The organism is Streptomyces vietnamensis (assembly GCF_000830005.1).
GTDB lineage: Bacteria > Actinomycetota > Actinomycetes > Streptomycetales > Streptomycetaceae > Streptomyces > Streptomyces vietnamensis.
Genome location: NZ_CP010407.1, coordinates 7,963,617 through 7,980,820, shown reverse-complemented (window position 1 = coordinate 7,980,820; position 17,204 = coordinate 7,963,617). Strand labels below are relative to the sequence as shown.

General features: G+C 72.5%; 17 protein-coding genes. 7 read left to right on the top strand and 10 right to left on the bottom strand.

The annotated features are described in order from the left end of the window. Nucleotides 1-91: 91 nt before the first annotated feature. Complete coding sequence (locus SVTN_RS35590) at nt 92-1,540, bottom strand: MFS transporter (protein ID WP_052499494.1); 1,449 nt, start codon at nt 1,538-1,540, stop codon at nt 92-94. Between the two features lie 92 nt (nt 1,541-1,632). On the opposite strand from SVTN_RS35590, the gene SVTN_RS35585 reads away from it, so the two are divergent. Next, nucleotides 1,633-2,559 carry a LysR family transcriptional regulator gene (locus SVTN_RS35585; RefSeq protein WP_425429033.1) on the top strand — a complete coding sequence of 309 codons (927 nt, stop codon included), beginning with the start codon at nt 1,633-1,635 and terminating at the stop codon, nt 2,557-2,559. 21 nt (nt 2,560-2,580) lie between these two features. On the opposite strand, the gene SVTN_RS35580 is transcribed toward SVTN_RS35585, so the two are convergent. Both SVTN_RS35580 and SVTN_RS35575 read right to left on the bottom strand, forming a co-directional pair. Next, on the bottom strand, nt 2,581-3,477 hold the full coding sequence (locus SVTN_RS35580; protein WP_041132776.1) for a formylglycine-generating enzyme family protein: 897 nt from the start codon (nt 3,475-3,477) through the stop codon (nt 2,581-2,583). An 83-nt stretch (nt 3,478-3,560) separates the two neighbouring features. Further along, nucleotides 3,561-4,964, bottom strand: a complete 1,404-nt coding sequence (locus SVTN_RS35575; protein ID WP_041134592.1) for a sulfatase family protein — start codon at nt 4,962-4,964, stop codon at nt 3,561-3,563. Between the two features lie 367 nt (nt 4,965-5,331). Here SVTN_RS35575 and SVTN_RS35570 point away from each other — a divergent pair, with 367 nt between their 5' ends. The 3 genes from SVTN_RS35570 to SVTN_RS35560 all read left to right on the top strand — a co-directional run bounded on the left by SVTN_RS35570 (nt 5,332) and on the right by SVTN_RS35560 (nt 7,675). Next, nucleotides 5,332-6,129 (top strand): VOC family protein, encoded by a 798-nt coding sequence (locus tag SVTN_RS35570; RefSeq protein WP_041132775.1) that lies wholly within the window; start codon nt 5,332-5,334, stop codon nt 6,127-6,129. A 48-nt stretch (nt 6,130-6,177) separates the two neighbouring features. Further along, complete coding sequence (locus tag SVTN_RS35565; RefSeq protein ID WP_041132774.1) at nt 6,178-6,978, top strand: crotonase/enoyl-CoA hydratase family protein; 801 nt, start codon at nt 6,178-6,180, stop codon at nt 6,976-6,978. Between the two features lie 205 nt (nt 6,979-7,183). Beyond that, nucleotides 7,184-7,675, top strand: a complete 492-nt coding sequence (locus SVTN_RS35560) for a molybdopterin-dependent oxidoreductase (RefSeq protein ID WP_052499493.1) — start codon at nt 7,184-7,186, stop codon at nt 7,673-7,675. On the opposite strand, the gene SVTN_RS35555 is transcribed toward SVTN_RS35560, so the two are convergent. Next, a complete protein-coding gene (locus SVTN_RS35555; protein ID WP_041132773.1) occupies nt 7,650-7,874 on the bottom strand; it encodes a hypothetical protein in 225 nt (74 codons plus the stop codon). The two genes, SVTN_RS35560 and SVTN_RS35555, sit on opposite strands and share 26 nt — an antisense overlap. A 326-nt stretch (nt 7,875-8,200) precedes the next feature. Here SVTN_RS35555 and SVTN_RS35550 point away from each other — a divergent pair, with 326 nt between their 5' ends. Together SVTN_RS35550 and SVTN_RS35545 are read left to right on the top strand one after the other, a co-directional pair. Beyond that, on the top strand, nt 8,201-9,262 hold the full coding sequence (locus SVTN_RS35550; protein WP_041132772.1) for a PucR family transcriptional regulator: 1,062 nt from the start codon (nt 8,201-8,203) through the stop codon (nt 9,260-9,262). A 221-nt stretch (nt 9,263-9,483) separates the two neighbouring features. Next, on the top strand, nt 9,484-10,503 hold the full coding sequence (locus tag SVTN_RS35545; protein ID WP_041132771.1) for a terpene synthase family protein: 1,020 nt from the start codon (nt 9,484-9,486) through the stop codon (nt 10,501-10,503). A gap of 27 nt (nt 10,504-10,530) precedes the next feature. Here the strand turns inward: SVTN_RS35545 and SVTN_RS35540 are convergent, their stop codons facing one another. From SVTN_RS35540 to SVTN_RS35515, 6 genes are all read right to left on the bottom strand, one after another. After that, nucleotides 10,531-11,973, bottom strand: a complete 1,443-nt coding sequence (locus SVTN_RS35540) for a cytochrome P450 (protein ID WP_052499492.1) — start codon at nt 11,971-11,973, stop codon at nt 10,531-10,533. Next, complete coding sequence (locus tag SVTN_RS35535; RefSeq protein ID WP_041132770.1) at nt 11,970-12,593, bottom strand: GTP-binding protein; 624 nt, start codon at nt 12,591-12,593, stop codon at nt 11,970-11,972. Before SVTN_RS35535 ends, SVTN_RS35540 begins: the two co-directional genes overlap by 4 nt. Beyond that, on the bottom strand, nt 12,574-12,930 hold the full coding sequence (locus SVTN_RS35530; RefSeq protein ID WP_041132769.1) for a DUF742 domain-containing protein: 357 nt from the start codon (nt 12,928-12,930) through the stop codon (nt 12,574-12,576). Before SVTN_RS35530 ends, SVTN_RS35535 begins: the two co-directional genes overlap by 20 nt. Continuing rightward, a complete protein-coding gene (locus tag SVTN_RS35525; RefSeq protein WP_245727761.1) occupies nt 12,927-13,334 on the bottom strand; it encodes a roadblock/LC7 domain-containing protein in 408 nt (135 codons plus the stop codon). Before SVTN_RS35525 ends, SVTN_RS35530 begins: the two co-directional genes overlap by 4 nt. A 1-nt stretch (nt 13,335) precedes the next feature. Then, a complete protein-coding gene (locus SVTN_RS35520; protein ID WP_245727760.1) occupies nt 13,336-14,796 on the bottom strand; it encodes a sensor histidine kinase in 1,461 nt (486 codons plus the stop codon). A 369-nt stretch (nt 14,797-15,165) separates the two neighbouring features. Then, complete coding sequence (locus SVTN_RS35515; RefSeq protein ID WP_041132768.1) at nt 15,166-15,780, bottom strand: hypothetical protein; 615 nt, start codon at nt 15,778-15,780, stop codon at nt 15,166-15,168. Nucleotides 15,781-16,102: 322 nt separating this feature from the next. Here SVTN_RS35515 and SVTN_RS35510 point away from each other — a divergent pair, with 322 nt between their 5' ends. After that, nucleotides 16,103-17,167 (top strand): right-handed parallel beta-helix repeat-containing protein, encoded by a 1,065-nt coding sequence (locus SVTN_RS35510; RefSeq protein WP_041132767.1) that lies wholly within the window; start codon nt 16,103-16,105, stop codon nt 17,165-17,167. Nucleotides 17,168-17,204: the final 37 nt, after the last annotated feature.

The window sequence follows — 17,204 nt, the reverse complement described above, 5'->3', positions numbered from 1 at the left end:
AGGATCCGGCCACCGTCTCGCGGTACGGGCTGCGCCGCGCGCCGCCTGCGCCATCCGGCCCACACACACGCACGCGCGTGGGGCGGGCCCCTCAGCGGGTGGCGGCGGCCCCGCCGGACCCGGTCCGGTAGCCGACGGTGACCAGGACCGTGGCGACCAGGACGACCGCGCCCACCGTGCGCAGCGCCGGGCTCATCGCGTCGGCGAAGGAGCCCGCACGGGCGTCGGCGGCGTGGACGGCGAGTACGGTGCCGGTGACGGCCACGCCGAGGGCGGCGCCGATCTCCCTCGCCGAGGTGCCGAGGCCCGAACCGAGGCCGGCCTGGTGCGCGGGGAGGGCGGAGACGACGCCGACCGTCAGGGCCGGCATGCACAGGCCTGTTCCCGCCGAGATGACGAGCAGCCAGCAGGCGTACAGCGCGTACGGTGTGGCCGCGTCGGCGGTGGAGGCTCCCAGGAGTCCGGCGCCGATCAGGAAGAGTCCGGTGGCGACGGCGGGGCGCGGTCCCGAGGCGGCCTGCCAGCGGGTGGCGACCTTGGGGAAGAGGGCCATGCCGATCGTGAGCGGGACGATGGCGAGGCCGGTGACGGCGGGGCCGTACCCCTTGACGTACTGCAGGTACTGCGAGTTGGCGTAGAAGAGCGAGAAGAGGCCGAAGAAGCCGGTGGCCGTGCCCAGGACGGCGGCGCGCAGCCGCCGGGAGCGGAAGACCCGCGGGTCGAACAGGGCGGCCGGCGAGCGGAGCGCGTACCAGGTGAACAGGCCGGTCAGGGCCGCGCCCACGGCGAAGAGGACGAGGATGCGGGGTGAGGTCCAGCCGTACGTCGGGCCTTCGATGATGCCCGCGAGGAGGGCGACCAGGGCCGCGACGAGCAGCAGGGTGCCGCGCGGGTCGGGGCGGCCGTGCGGGGAGCGATCGGTGCGCGGCACGGCGACCGCGACGGCCCAGGCGAGGAGTACGGCCAGGGGGACCATCAGCCAGAACAGGGCGCGCCAGGACAGGAACTGCCCGACCGCTCCCCCGCCGGCGTTGCCCGCGAGGCCGCCCAGGCCGATGGCGAGGGTCCAGGAGGCGAGGGCCCTGGCCCGGTGTTCCGGTCCGGCGAGCTGGACGAGGATCGACATGGTCGCGGGCGTGATGCAGGCGGCTCCGGCGCCGGACACCCCGCGGCCGGCGATCAGCAGCGCGGGCGAGGCGGCCAGGGCGCTGAGTGCCGCTCCGGCGGCGAACAGCGCGAGTCCGGCGAGCAGCACGCCCTTGCGGCCCCGGCGGTCGCCCAGGGCTCCGACGGGGATGAGCAGTCCGGCGAAGACGATGACGTACGCGTCCACCGTCCAGAGGAGTTCGGTGGCGGACGGATGGAGGGAGGAGGCGGCGAGTTGGGGGATGAGGAGGTTGATGGCGGCGACCATGCTCTGTGCGACGAGGACGCAGGCGCACAGGGCGAGCAGGGTCGACCGCTTGAGCGGGCTCGGCGGGGAGTCCACCGGGGCGTCGGCCGGGGTGGAGGAAGGCGGCGAGAGGGCAGGCGAGGACATGGCTCCTCCGGGGAGCGTCGTGGTGAGGGGATGTGCGCCCACCGTAGGCTCGGCCCGTGGATTACTTCCAGTGCATCTTTCGCAAGGAGTGAGTGCGTATGACGCAATCCGTGGAGGCCGGCGGTCTCGACCTCAATCTTCTGCTCGCCCTCGACGTCCTTCTCGAGGAGCAGAGCGTGCGGGGAGCGGCCCGGCGGCTGCACCTGTCCGAGCCGGCCACCAGCCGCACCCTGGGCCGGATCCGCAAGGCGCTCGGCGATCCGATCCTGGTGCGCGCCGGGCGCGCGATGGTGCCGACGCCGTACGCGCTGTCCGTACGGGCCGAGGTCGGGGCGGTGGTGGAGCGGGCCAGGGCGCTGTTCGCGGCGTCGGGCCCCACCGATCTCCGTACCGTCGCGCGCACGTTCACGGTGCTCGGCCAGGACTCCCACCCCGCGCTGCTCGGCCCCGCACTGCTCGAGCGTGCCGGGCGCGAGGCCCCGCAAGTGCGGCTGCGGTTCCTGAACGAGAGTCACATCGACGCGCCGACGCTGCGGGAGGGCGTCGCCGACCTGGAGATCGGTGTCATCGACACCGTCCATCCCGAGGTGCACACCGAACACGTCCTGGACGACCGCATGCTCGCGGTCGTCCGGGCGGGGCATCCGCTCCTCCGGGGGCGGCTGACGCGGCGGCGGTTCGCGGCGGACGCGGACCATCTGGTCGTCTCGCGCCGGGGACGGCTGCACGGCCCCATCGACGCCGCGCTGGCCGAGCACGGGCTGCGGCGGCGGGTCGTCGCGAGCGTCGGCACGTACCCGGCGTCGCTGTTCCTCCTCCGCGACACCGATCTCGTCGGCCTGATCGGCGCGCGGAGCCGCTCGCTGGCCGACGCCCTCGGCCTGGTCACCTTCGAGGTCCCCCTCGACCTGCCGCTCCTGCAGGTCGGCCTGGCCTGGCATCCGCGGCACGACGCCGACCCGGCGCACGCCTGGCTGCGCGGCTGCGTACGGGACCTGCTGCTCGACCGGTCCGGTTGAGCCGGTCCGCCCCGGACGGCGCTACTGGGGGTCGGCGGCCACCCGGAAGCCGATGTTGCCGGTCGAGCTGTCGGGCGTGTTGGAGCTGCGGGCGGCCACCCGGTACCGGTTGCAGTAGGAGTCGTGGCACAGGTACGAGCCGCCGCGCATCGCCCGCGCGGTCCCGTCGCCGGGGGTGAACGGGTCCGCGCTCCACTCCCAGACGTTGCCGACCGTGTTGTAGAGGCCGAAGCCGTTGGGCCGGAAGGACTTCACGGGGGCCGTGCCCGCGTGCCCGCCTCCGGTGGGCAGGTCCGGGAAGTCGCCCTGCCAGATGTTGCACAGCGGGCGGCCGCCGGACGTGAGTTCGTCGCCCCACGGGTACCGGCGCTGCTCCAGGCCGCCGCGGGCCGCGTACTCCCACTCGGCCTCGGTGGGCAGGCGGGTGCCGGACCAGCGGCAGTAGGCCTGGGCGTCGTGCCAGGACACATGGACGACGGGGTGGTTCTGCCGGTCGGTGACGTGGGAGCCGGGGCCCTCGGGGTGGCGCCAGCCGGCCCCCTCCACCGCCCGCCACCACGGGACGGCCGCCACGGACGCGGAGACCGCGGCGACCTCGTCGGCGAGGAAGGCCCCGAAGACGAAGGAGAAGCCGAAGCGCTCGGCGTCGGTGACGTGTCCGGTGGCTTTGACGAAGGTGGCGAACTGCGCGTTCGTCACCGTCGTGGCCGCGATGCGGAAGGGCTCCACGGCCACCTCGCGGACCGGTCCCTCGGCGTCCGCGGGGAAGCCCTCCGGGTCGTCGGTGCCCATGAGGAAGCGTCCTCCGGGCAGGGCGAGCAGCTGCCGGGCGATCCGGGAGGGGCGGGCCGGCGGGAGGGGCGGGGCGAGGGTCAGGACGGCATGGTGGGCGCGGCCTGGGGTGCAGCATTCGGGCATGACGACTCCGGCGGAATCGGAAGGGTGGGCGGCCGGCCCCGTGCGTCGCGGCACGGGGCCGGCCGGTGGTGCGGTGATGCGGCTCAGGCCACGCGGTCGGCGGCGAGCTGCGCGGCCAGGGCGGGGATGCCGAGGGCCTGCTCGTCGGCCGGTGTGGCCTGGTAGAGCTTGTTGGCCAGCTGGTACGGGTCGTCGACCAGGTCGTAGTACTCGCGGAACTTCACCTGGCCGGTGCCGGACACCGTGCCGTTCACGTCGGTCGTCAGGTCGTAGTACTCCGTGTACTGCTTGTCCTTGGCCACGTACGAGGACCAGGTGGGCGCACCGCCGGTGGTCGTGCCCTGCTTCCACCACTCCACCAGGAGGTGGTCGCGGCTGTAGCCGGAGAGCAGGGACCGGCCGTCCTGCGGTGCGGCCGGGGTGATGCCGGCGGCGTCGAGGATGGTCGGCGCGATGTCGATGTTCGCGACGATGCGGTTGTCCACGGTTCCCGCGCCCAGCCCGCCGGCCGGCCACGAGAGGTAGAACGGCACCTCGTGCGCCGGCCGGTAGGGCACCGACTTGGCCGTCCAGCCGTGGTCGCCCCAGCTGAAGCCGTTGTCGCCGATGTAGATGACGAGGGTGTTGTCGAGCTGGCCCAGGGCCTGGAGCTTGTCCTTGAAGGCCTGTACGGCGTCGTCGACGGAGAGCAGGGTGCGCAGCTGCTCGGCGCGGATGGTCCGGCCGTCGGCGAGGGTGCCGGTGGCGTTCTTGATGTACGCCGGCTTGTCGCTGCGGTCGTTCTCGGGGACCGAGGGGCGGCCGTTCCAGTCCGGGACGACGGTGTCCGCGTACTTCGCCTCGGGGGTGCGGGGGCCGTGGGAGGCGTACGGGGTGACGTACGCGAACCAGGGCCGGGTGTCGGTGGCGGCCTTGTCCAGGAAGTTCAGGGTGCGGTTCTTGACGATGGTCGTGGTGTAGCCGTTGATCGTCTGGACGGTGCCGTTGACGTTCCACTGGGCGTCGACGTACGCGGGCTGGAGGAGGGCGAAATCCTCGAAGTGCGGCGGATTGTCCGCCAGGGTCCAGGAGTTGAGGTACTTGCCGAACAGGCCGGTGCGGTAGCCCGCCTGCTTGAGGTACTTCTGCAGGGTGGTGCTCTGGTCGAGCGCGTACGAGGCCTTGTTGTTGCGCACGCCGTGGTTGTGGGCGTGACGGCCGGAGAACACGCTGGAGCGCGAGGGAGCGCAGAGCGGGGTGGTGACGTGGCCGTTGGTGAACTTCACGCCCTGGTCGGCGAGCCAGGCGACGGTCTTGGGCAGCGCCCATTCGGTGTGCTTGGGCTGGTCGTCGGTGACGATCAGCAGGATGTTCGGCCGGCCGGCGGCAGCGGCGGGGCCGGCTCCGGCGACCTGCGCGAGGGCGGGTACGGCGGTCGCGGCCGCGACGGCGGCGGCGCCGCCGAGGAAGCCGCGGCGGCTGACCTGCGGGCGTCGGTTCTCGCTCATGATGTCCATTCCTCTGGGTGCGACAGCACAGGGGGGCACAGCGGCCGGACGCACGGGAACGTGCGGTCGGGCCGTCGTGGGAAGGGGAAGAGACGGGAGTCGGGCGGGGGCGCCAGGTGGGGATCCCGTGGGGGGAGGGGCGCGTTCAGCGCGCCGGGGCGACCGTACAGAGGGCGCTCGCCAGGTGCCCTTGGTCGACGTGGCGGCGCGCAGTGAGGATTCCTGCTGCCATGTGCACGACAGTATGCGGAATGGATCCGCGGTTCCATGTACGGCGGATGAAAAGGCGGACGGCCGCGTCACCGACGGGCGGGAAGCGGTGCCCGGTGCGAGGCTGATCCGTACAGGACCGCGAAAGGGAACCGTCATGCTCACCACCGCCTTCGTGCCGGGCGCCCCCTGTTGGCTCGACCTCGGCGCCCCCGACGTACCGGCCGCCGCCGCCTTCTACGGCGGCGCGTTCGGCTGGGAGTACGAGTCCATGGGCGAGGGCCGGGACGCGGAGGGCGGGATGTTCCGGAAGGACGGGAAGATCGTCGCCGGGCTCGGCAGGCTGACCGAGCAGGGCGCCCGCTCGGCCTGGATGATCTACTACGCCGTCACCGACGCGGACGCCACGACCCGGGCGGTGGAGCGCGCGGGCGGCACCGTACGGGTGGAGCCGAGGAGCTTCGGCGATGAGGGCCGGATGGCCCAGTACAGCGACCCGCTGGGGGGACAGTTCGCCGTCTGGCAGGCCGGCGACACCAAGGGCTTCGAGCTCGTGGACGCGCCCGGATCGCTGAGCTGGACCGAGCTGTACACGAGCGACGCGGCGGCCGCGAAGGAGTTCTACGGCGAGGTCCTCGGCTGGCAGTTCGCCGACATGGACCTGCCGGGCGATGCGGGCACGTACACCCTCGTCACCCCCGCGGGACTCCCCCAGGAGCGCATGCACGGCGGTCTCATGCAGGTGCCCGCCGACGCCCTCACCCTCGCGAACGGGCGGCCGTACTGGCACCCCGTCTTCGACGTCGAGGACTGCGACGCCACCCTCGCCAAGATCACCGCGATCGGGGGCGGGGTGCAGATGGGGCCGCAGGACATGGAGGGGGTGGGCCGGCTCGCCGTCTGCCTGGATCCGTCGAACGCCGACTTCGTCGTCCTCACCCCGCCGTCCGGCTGAGCGGTCTCCGCCCTGGTCCCCGGACGGCGGTCACGTGAGAATGCCCCCATGACCGATGCAGCAGCGACACCGGCGGACCAGGACGCCGTCCGCGTCGAGCGCTCCGGGCCCGTGACCACGGTGGTCCTGTCGCGGCCCGCCGCGCGCAACGCCGTCGACGGACCGACGGCCGCCCGACTCGCCGACGCGTTCCGCGCGTTCGAGGCCGACGAGGAGGCCTCGGTCGCGGTGCTGTGGGGCGAGGGCGGCACGTTCTGCGCGGGCGCCGACCTCAAGGCCGTCGGCACCGAGCGCGGGAACCGGGTGGCGCCCGACGGCGACGGCCCGATGGGGCCGACCCGGCTGCGCCTGACCAAACCGGTCATCGCGGCCGTCACCGGCCATGCCGTGGCCGGCGGCCTCGAACTGGCCCTCTGGTGCGACCTGCGCGTCGTCGAGGAGGACGCGGTCCTCGGGGTGTTCTGCCGCCGGTGGGGAGTGCCCCTGATCGACGGCGGAACGGTCCGGCTGCCGCGGCTCATCGGCGAGAGCCGCGCCATGGACCTGATCCTGACCGGCCGGCCGGTCGCGGCCGCGGAGGCGTACGAGATCGGGCTCGCCAACCGTCTCGTGCCGAAGGGCCGGGCCCGGGCCGCGGCGGAGGAACTCGCCCGGGAGATCGCCGCGTTCCCCCAGCTGTGCCTGCGCCACGACCGCCTGTCCGTACGGGAGCAGCACGGGCTGCCCGAGCCCGAGGCCCTGGCGGTCGAACTGCGGCACGGCATGGTGCCGCTGTCGGCCGGCGAGACCCTCTCGGGCGCCGCACGCTTCGCGTCCGGGGCGGGACGGCACGGCTCCTTCACCACCTGAGCCGGACGGACCGGGAGGCGGCACTCGGCCGCCGGGCGACGCCGGACGTTGGTGAATGAACCGGAAGATGCATCCCGATGTCTCGTAGCAAGCTCACAATTGCACGGACGCAGGGCCGATTCACCGGGCAGTCATGGTTCCCGCTCCGCGCGGTCGGGTATCACTGGGCGCAGTCGCCGCACCGACCGCCCGAGGGAGATTGACGATGAGTCGCCGTACCGGAGCCTTCGCCGTCTGGGGAGAGGTGGCCCTCCCGGCCACCCTGACCGTCGCGGATCTGCGCAGGGACTGGGCCCAGCACCGGGCCGAGGTCGTCTTCGACTGCGCGACGGCCGGTCCCCGGCGGCACGCCTTCGAGGGCCCGCTGCTGCGCGACGTCGTGGCGGCGACGCGTCCGGGGTTCGATCCGGCCCGCCGCAAGGAGCGGTCCCGTTTCCTGCTCTCCGTGACCGGCGACGACGGGCATCACGCGCTGCTCTCCTGGGCGGAGATCGACTCCGACTTCGGCGCCGCCCCCGTCCTGCTCGCGACCCGGATGGACGGGGAGTGGCTCGACGGTCCCGGTGCGCAGCTCGTCGTCCCCTCGGACCGTTGCGGCGCCCGCTACGTGAGCGGCGTCACCGGCGTCTGGATCGGCGCGTTCCGGGCGCCGCGCTCCCCCGGGGCCGGGGTCACCCGCGTATCCGGTAGAGCCTGACGTCCCGGTTGACGAAGAGGTGGACGTAGCCGCACGACCAGCAGATCAGACCGGTCGCCGACTCGTTCGCCCAGGCCATGTTGAAGAACTCCATCCCCGTGCTGTTCAGCTTCACCTCCCGCTCGCGGAAGGTGTCGTTGTCGCACACCTGGCAGCGGATCGGCTTCTCGCCGATCGCCGCGTGCACGGGCTTGGCCATGCCGTCTCTCGCTTCCTCCGCCGGCTCCGGCGGCGTTCCGGTGCGCGCGGCACGCGTCGGCCGGGCCGTCCTGGTCGATTCCGGCCCCCCGACCGCCCCGCTGCTTGTACCGTGGTGGCTACGGGTCCGGTGCCGCCAACTCCCCCGTTTGCCGGCACCGGACCCCCTGTGATCCTGAGGCATGATCACCCGCTTCGCACTGCCGTGATCCGGCAGTGTTGGACGCCTCCTCGATGCCGGTTCCCCACCCCGGCCACGGGCATGTCACCCTTGATCACCGCGCGTCAAGAACTCGTCAGGGACGCGTCAGGAACGGGGGAGGAACCGTGTCGGAGCGGGAGTCGGCCGAGGAGTACCTGGAGGGGTACGCCGAGATCCTGGCGGGGGTGTGCGCGACCCGTCGAAGACTCAGCCGGGAGGAACGCGAAGCCCTGGGTGCGCTCGGCGAGCGGGCCGCGGAGGCCGGCATCGGACTGCGGGCCCTCGTCCGGGCCCACCTCTCCGCCGCCCAGCGGGTGCGCCCCGGCCTGCCGCCGGCCGTCGCCGACCACCTCCTGAGCGCCGTCGAGCAGGCCGTGGACGCCTTCGCCGAGGGGCACGAGCGGGCCCAGTACCTGGCGATGCGCCAGGAGGAGGCGGCGCGCCGCGAGTTCATCGACGACCTGCTCTACGGCCGGAGCGACCTCGGCCGCCTGGCGGAGCGGGCCGAGCGCTTCGGACTGCTCCTGTCCCACGCCCACGCCGTGGCCGTCGCCCAGGGCCCGGAACCGTACAGCGACGGCTCCGCGGTCACCCGTACCGTCGAGTCCTCGCTCGTCGCCCGCTTCGGCAACCGCCGCATCCTGCTCACCACCAAGGACGGACGGCTGATCTGCGTCGCGCCGGGCGACGAGCCCGAGGTGCTCACCCACTTCGCCAAGCAGGCGTACGCGGCGACCGACGGCGGCCAGGTGGCCATCGGCCGCGCGCACCCGGGCGCGGGCGGCGTCGTCCACTCCTACGAGGAGGCCCTCAACGCCCTCGCCCTCGCGGCCCGCATGAACCTGAACGAGCCGGTCCTGCACGCCGCCGACCTGCTCGTCTACCCCGTCCTCACCCGCGACCGGCAGGCCATGGCCGAGCTCGTCCGCACCGTGCTCGGCCCGCTCCGGCAGGCCCGCGGCGGCGCGAAGCCCCTCCTCGACACGCTCACGGCGTACTTCGACACCGGCTGCGTCACCGCCCAGGCGGCCCGCAGCCTCAGCCTCAGCGTGCGGGCCATGACCTACCGCCTGGACCGCATCCACCGTCTGACCGGCGCCGACCCGGCCGATCCCGTCCAGCGCTACACCCTCCAGACGGCCGTCATCGGCGCCCGCCTCCTCGACTGGCCCGATCAGCCGCTGTAACACGGTCCTCCGCGGCAACGGCCGTGGCAGCGGTCTCGGCAGCGGTCGTGGCAACAGAAGGATCGTTCCGTTCCACGAGTGACCCCGAACTGATCGCCGACGGTGGACAGTTGTCGGTTTCCGGTCGTCCCTGGCGGGCAGGTTTGGAGAGCCGCAGGCCGGGCAGCGCCCGGCCGCGCGGCGTACCGATGAGGGCCGAGGACAGAAGGAGGTCGGTCCCCATGACCGTGCGTGCCGTCGAAGTCCCCCTGCTGTGGATGCCCTACGCGCTGCGGGTGAACCCGCATCTGCCGGCGCTGCACGAGGAGAGCGAGTCCTGGGCGCGCGCCATGGGCATGCTGGACGGCTACCGGGGGCCGTCGGCCCGTCCCGCGATCTGGAGCCGCTCCACGTTCCACGCCATGACCGTCGACCAGCTGACCGCCTGGACCCTGCCCGACGCCTCGCTCGCCGACCTCCGGCTCAACCACCGGTTCAACATCTGGGCCCTGGCCTGGGACGACTACTTCGCCTCCGCGTTCAAGCAGACCGGCGACCTCGCCGGAGCACGGGCCTTCACCACCCGGCTGCACGCCTTCCTGCGGCCCGAGCGCGGCGCCCGGCTGCCCGAACCGACGAACGCCGTCGAGCGGGGAATAGCCGATCTGCAGCAGCAGCTCTTCCCGCCGCGCCTTGCGCACTGGCGGACGGAATTCAACCGGGCCCTGGCGCGGTACATCGACGCGGGGGTCGAGGAACTGGTCAACAGCCGCAGCGGCCGCATTCCCCATCTGATCGATTACGCCCCGTTCCGACGGGAGAGTTTCGCCGCCTATACGGCCCCCTATTCCGTCGAATTGGCGACCGGCGCCCGCATACCCGAACAGATACGGCACACGCGGACCGTCCGCGCCCTGCTCGACGCCTTCATGGATTTCATGGGTCTCGCGAACGACATCGCGTCCTATGAAAGGGAGGTGCACGAGGAGAAGGACGTCAACAATCTGGTTCTGGTCGTCGGAACGTCCCTGGGGATCTCCCTCCGCGACGCCGTGCCCGCCGCGCTGAACCTGGTGAACGCCCGCCTGCGGGACTTCGAGCACCTCAGACGGAGCGAACTGCCGCTGCTCGTGCGCCGGGACGGCCTCGACCGCGAGGAACGGGCCGAGCTGGAGACCTGGCTCCGGGGAGCGTGCGGATTCCTCTCCGGCCTCCACGCCTGGTACACCGGAGCCCCCCGCTACGCCTCGTTACCGGACTGAGGGCAGCGGGGTCGCCCCGGAACGCGCCTATCCCCAGCCCAGGAAGCGCTTGACGCGGATCAGCCACGAGACCCGGGGCGCAGGTCCTCCCGCCGGCGCGTCCGTGACCGGCGGCGGGGCCACCGCGGGGCTCCTCCCGCTCCGGGCCGGCGGGGCCGGCAGCGGGGCCGGGAGGTCGTCGGCCTGCGGGGGGCGCGGGAGGAACTCCACGGGCAGGGCCGTGAGGTGCCGGGCCCAGGTGGAGGAACGCCAGCTGAGGCTCTCCTCGGGGACGGACAGGGCGACGTCGGGAAGCCGGGTGAGCAGGATGTCGATGCCCGCGTCGGCGATGATGCGGCCGATGTCCTGGCCCGGGCATTCGTGCGTGCCGGCGCTGAAGGACAGGTGCGCGCGGTTGTGGTGCACGGGGGTGTCGGCGGTCGGGCGGATCGTCTTGTCGACGTTGCCCGCCGCCAGGCCGAGCAGGAGCATGTCGCCCGCCTTGATCTGCTGGCCCCCGAGGGTGGTGTCGCCGTTGGCCCAGCGGCCCGGGCACACCATCAGCGGCGGTTCGTCCCAGAGGACCTGCTCCACCGCCTCCGGCAGGGTCATCTGGCCGCCCGCGAGGGAACCGCGGAACCGGGGGTCGGTGACGACCATGCGCAGGACGTTGGCCATGAGGTTGGCGGTCGTCTCGTAGCCGGCGAGCAGGATCAGCCGCAGGTGGTGCTGGACCTCCTCGTCGTTGAGGCCCGCGGGGTGGGCGAGCAGCGCGGAGGCGATGTCCTGGCCCGGCCGGCTGTGCTTCTCGACGACGAGCTGTTCGAGGCACTCCAGGACGTAGGCGTTGCTGGCGAGCGAGGTCTCAGTGGCCTTGAACAGGTCGCGGGCGGCGTGCACCAGCTTGGGGGCGGACTCGTCCGACATCCCGAGCAGATGGGTCAGGGTGAGCATGGGCAGGTGCTCGGCGAACTGCTCCACCAGCTCCGCCTCGCCGCGCTCGCAGAACGTGTCGATCAGCTCGTGCGCGAAGCGGGTGATGAGGCGCCGCAGGCCGCGGTGGTCGAACTGGCCGAGGCCGGCCGTGACCGCGCCGCGCAGCCGCTGGTGCTCCTCGCCGTCCGCGCAGACGCAGTCGGGACGCCAGCCGATCATCGGGACGAGCGGGGAGGTGGCGGCGTCGATCTCCCCGCTGCGCCAGCCGTGCCAGACGCGCGGGTCGCGGGAGAACTGGGTCGGGCGGCTGGCCACGTCACGGTTCTCCAGGTACCCGAGGACGAGCCAGGCGCGGACGTCGCCGTCGAGCAGGACGGGCGCCACCGGACCGTGGGCGGCGCGCAGCTGCTCGTACAGACCCATCGGGTCCGTCTCCGCGGCGGGTCCGAAGAGCCGGGTGGCCCCGCCGGGGCCGTCGCCGATGTGGGCCGGGCAGCCCGGGGGCGGGATCGCCCCGGGCTGTGCGGTGGCGTGTTCGGTGGGTGGGACGGTCATGCGGTCTCCTGGGCGGCGGCGAGGGTGCACAGGTAGTCCATCAGCGAGAGCAGGGCGTCGCGGCAGGACGCCCGGTTCCGTGCGTCGCAGGTGACGATGGGCACGGAGTTGCTGAGGGCCAGAGCGGTGCGCAGATCTGCTACGGGGTACTGCGGGGCCTCCGGGAAGGCGTTGACGGCCACGACGAACGGGACGCGGCGGTCTTCGAGTCGGGTGATGACCTCGAAGGAGACTTCGATCCTGCGGGTGTCGACGAGGACCACGGCGCCGAGCGCGCCTTCGAAGATGCCGTTCCACAGGAACCAGAAGCGCTCCTGTCCGGGGGTCCCGAACAGGTAGAGGATCAGCTCCTGGTTGATGCTGATCCGTCCGAAGTCCATCGCGACGGTCGTGGTCTTCTTGCCCCGGGCGCCGGGGTTGTCGTCGATGCCGACGCCCGCCTGCGTCATCGTCTCCTCGGTGGTCAGGGGCGGGATCTCGCTCACCGCCCCGACCATGGTCGTCTTGCCGACTCCGAAGCCGCCGACGACCACGACCTTCACCCCCCTGGCGCCGTGGGGCAGTGGCAGGTCGATGTCGCGCCGGCCGGCATCGAGTACGTCAGAGCTTGCGTAGTCCATGGATCACCGCCTCCAGTAGGCCGCGTTCGGGATAGGCCGCCACGGGCACGGGCGCGATGGCCTCGACCCGCTCCTCCTCGACGAGCTTGGAGAGCAGCGTGGTGACGACGCTGAAGGGAAGGCTGAGGTACGCGGAGAGCTCGGCCACCGAGAGCGGGTACGTGCACAGGGTGAGGACGGCCGCCTGCTCGGGCTGCATGGCGGGGTCGGGTTCGGACCGCGTCGCGATGAGCGTGACCAGGTTGAAAGCTCCGGCCGCGGAGTCCGGGCCGCCGGTAATGACGTAGAGCGGGACGGGATTGCCTTCATTCCAGGGGTCCTGGTTCTCCGATGTCACATCGCCTGCCCGACGTCCTCACGAGGCGGGCTCGTCATGTAGTGACCGATCCGGGTGACCAGCGTCCGCATGCGGCTGCCGAGGAGTCCGGCGTCCACCTCCTGGTCGGCGAGGACCGCGAGGTAGGCCCCCGGTCCGGCCGCCATCAGGGAGAAGTACCCGCCGTCGGCCTCGATCCCGACCATGTGCGTCGATCCGTCGCCCTCCGGGAACATCTGCGCGATGGCCCGCGCGAGGCTCTGGATGCCGGAGCAGGCGGCGGCGATCGCGTCGGCGGTGTCGGGGGCCGTGTTCGCCTGTCCGATGCACAGGCCGTCCGACGACAGGGCGACCACGTGTCGCACGTACGGGACCTCGCCCAGCAGGTCCGTGAGGATCCAGTCCATGTTCGGCAGTGGCTGCATGTTACTCGTCCTCATCTGACGGCTCGCTGGGGGAAAGGGAAGGGGCGGCGACCGGACTCCTGTCGCCTCTGTCGGCGTTGAAGGCCTCCCACATCAGTCCCGGCTCGCGGTGACGGCCGGAGGTGCCCCGGGAGGCCGCCGTGTCGGCGGAGGGCGCGGGCCCGGTCTGGACGATCGGGATCGGTACGGGCGACTCGCGGCGTCGCTGCGGGAGCGCGGGCCCGGGCGACTCCCGGCGTCGCTGCGGGAGTCCGTTGGCGGTCTTCCTGACCTCGACGGATTCCGCGGTGGCGTCGGGCGCCGGCGTGGGCCGGGGCAGGACCGGCCCGCCCGTACGCCGTCGGGCGTGCTGCGGGAGCTTCAGGGCGGACGGCGGCACCGTGGTGATCAGGTCCCGGGGGACGAGCACCACGGCCCGTACGCCTCCGTAGGCGGAGATGCGCAGGTCGACGTCGCAGCCGTGCTGGCGGGCCAGTCGGCTGACGACCGGGAGGCCGATCTGGGTGAGCTCGCCCAGGCCCGAGAGGTTGACGCCGGTCTGCGACTGCGCCATGACGCGTTCGACGCGCTGCCGGACCTCTTCGGTGAGTCCGATCCCGCGGTCCTCGATCTCGATCGCGATGCCGGTCGGCACCTCGCTCGCGGTCACCTCCACGGGGGTGTGGGGCGGCGAGAACGTCGTGGCGTTGTCGAGGAGTTCGGCGAGGAGGTGCATCAGCGGCTCGGCGCCGGGGCCGATCACGGCCACCTCCGCGATCGAGGTCAGCTTCACCCGGGGGAAGTCCACGATGCGTGACATGGCCCCGCGCAGGACGTCGTAGAGCGGGATCGCCTTCGACCACTGGCGGCCGGGCCGGGCGTCGCCGAGGACCGCGACGCTGGCCGCGAGGCGGCCGATCAGGGCGTTGCGGTGGTCGACCTCCTGCAGGCCCCGGGAGACCACGAGGTCGTTTCCGTGGAGGATCTGCATGGCGTGGAGGTCCTTGGCGAGCTGGTGCACGATCGCCTGGACCCTGCGCGCGATCGCCACGAGGGCCCGCTGGGAGGCGTCCCTGGTGTTCTCCTCGGCCTCCACGGCTTCCAGGGAGGTCCGCAGGGCCTCCCTGAGCGCCTCGGCGTAGTCGGGGTCGATGTGCTTGCCGAAGGTGACGGCCCGCAGGATCTCGGAGGAGGAGTCGCCCTTCTGCAGTCGGGCGACGGCCGCGGGGAGGAGCTCCTCGGCGAGCCAGGCGACGGTGGTCCGCTGGTCGTCCAGGCGGGTGAGCAGCGCGGCCTCGCGCTGGGCGTGCTGCTCCGCCGCCTCGACCCTCGCCCGCGTGTGCCGCTGCGCCTCCGCCGCGCGGGTTCGGCGCGCGGCGATGGCCGAGGTGGCGACCGTCAGGAGGACCCCGGCGAGTCCGCACCAGGCGACCGGTGTCCGTATCTCCGCGGAGGAGAAGAGCAACGCTATTACGGAGGCCACGGCCAGAATTCCGGGGGGGAGGAGCCACACCCGGGCGGCCGCGGTCGGCCGGGATCTGGGAATTGAACCTGCACGAACCATCAAGGGGTCCCTAAACCGTCTGAAATGAACGGACTGAGGTGATGCGTCGCGCCGACGGTGACTCGCTGTGAGCGCGGCGCAACACATCGGGGAGCATAGTCAGTTCGGGTTCGCCATGTGACCTTGCTGGAAGGACAGCCTCCAGCGGTCATTGCCGACCTATAAAACGACCATTCGCCGAACGGAAATGTGCGGGACCGATCACATTCTGGCGTCCGTGGTGATGGGTATGCCCCCGGCCCGGCACACATGTGCGCCGGGCCGGGGGCAGCTGCGTCCGGTCGTCCGTCAGGCCGGGGTGCGGGCTCCCCTCGCGCGCCGGCGCAGGTGGATCGCGCCGCCCGCGACGGCTCCGGCGAGCAGGAGGCCGCCGCCCGCGGCGAGCGGGATGCGCAGGGAGTCCGTACCGGCTTCCGCGACGGTCACGGCGGAGCCGGCGGCAGCGGTCCCGGCGGCACCGGCCGCGGCGGCGGGTCCGGCGGGGCGGGACGCCACGGCGGTCCCGGCGGAACCCACGGCGCGGGCCGCCCAGCCGAAGCCGGCCTCGACGCCGCCGTGGGGCCGGCCGGAGATGCGGTACGTGACGGTCTGCTTGATCCGCGGCGGGCACTTCAGGGTGATGGTGTCCGTACCGGAGGCGTCGTCCGGGACGACGAACTCGCCCACCAGGACGCCCTTCCGGTCACCCGGCAGCAGGTGGAACTTGCCGCCCACCTCCGACTCCCCCTTGCCGTAGGTCTCCTTCCCGCAGGCGGTGGTGCTGACGGTGACGGTGGTGCCGGGAGCCGCGTTCTGCGGGGTGATCCGGACATCGGGGTCCTCGGCGGCGAGAGCCGAGGGGGCGGACAGGACGACGGCACCGACGATCAGGCTGACCTGCAGACCGATACGTGCGCGACGCATGCTTTCTCCTTCGGTGGAGCTTTCCGGCCGGCTCCTTAGCGCGGCACCCGTGCTGTGCTCCGTGCACGAGGCAAAGCCCGGTGCGTGACCCCCGCAACCGGGGGAGCACGTTCGGCCGTCCTCCGGCCGGGCTCACTCACGCCACCGTCCGGACCCGTGACAGCAGGTCACCGCGGTGGAGGTGCGTCCCTACGGGTGATCCCGCCCGGCACGCGAACGGACCAGTGCCCGTACGGCCCCGCGGCAGGGGCCCTCGGTCGGCCCCGGCCCACCCGGGGGATCAGCGGTGGCGGGCCGGAACACGCGCTCATAACTTCGCGATATGACGAAACGACAGATCGCCCTCCTGGCGTGCACCGCGGCCCTCACGGCCTCGGGACTCGGCGCCGCCGCACCGTCGGCCGGCAGCTGGTCGGTGCACCGCGTGAAACCGGGCGAATCGATCCAGCAGGCCGTGGACTCCGCGCGCCCCGGCGACACGATCGTCCTCGCCCCGGGCACGTACCGCGAGAGCGTCCACATCACCACCTCGAACCTGACGCTCCGTGGTTCGACCGTCTTCCCCACCGTCATCGTGCCCGCCGCCACCCCCGGCACCGACACGTGCGCCCGGGCGGGCAACGGCATCTGCGTCACCGGCACCGCGGACCGTCCCGTCGAGAACGTGACCGTGCGCTCGCTGACCCTCCGGGGCTTCGCCAAGAACGGCCTGTGGGCCAAGTGGACCGACCGCCTGGAGGTCAAGCGGGTCACCGCCGAGTCCAACGGCACCTGGGGCATCGCCCAAGAGCGTTCCGTACGCGGCGTGTTGCGCCACAACACCGCCCGGAACAACGGGGACGCCGGCCTGTTCCTGGCCAACACCGTCACCGAGGAGGGAGGAGCCACCGACACCGACGGCACGGTCGTCAGCGGCAACCGCGTGTCCGGCAACCGGATCGGCATCACCGTGCGGCGCCTGCGGAACCTGACCGTCGACCACAACGAGGCCACGGGCAACTGCGCCGCCGTGTTCGTGGTCGGCGACGAGTCCACGCCGCGCGCCGGGGCGATGACCCTGCGCCAGAACGACATCCACGAGAACAACAAGCTGTGCCCGAAGACCCCTCGCCTGCCCTTCCTCCAGGGCTCGGGCATCGTGGTCACAGGCGCCGAGGACACGGTCGTCGCGCACAACCGGGTCGAGGACAACGTGGGCAACTCGCCGCTGTCCGGCGGCATCGTGCTCTTCAAGAGCTTCGTGGGCGTCCCCAACGAGCGGATCGAGATCCACGACAACGTGGTGCTGCGCAACGGCACCGCCGACCTGGCGAACCGGGACATCGGCAAGACCAACACCTTCCGCCACAACACCTGCGGCGTCTCCGAGCCCGCGGGCATGTGCTGACCCCCTCTCCCCTCCCCCACCCCTACGGCACGACAGC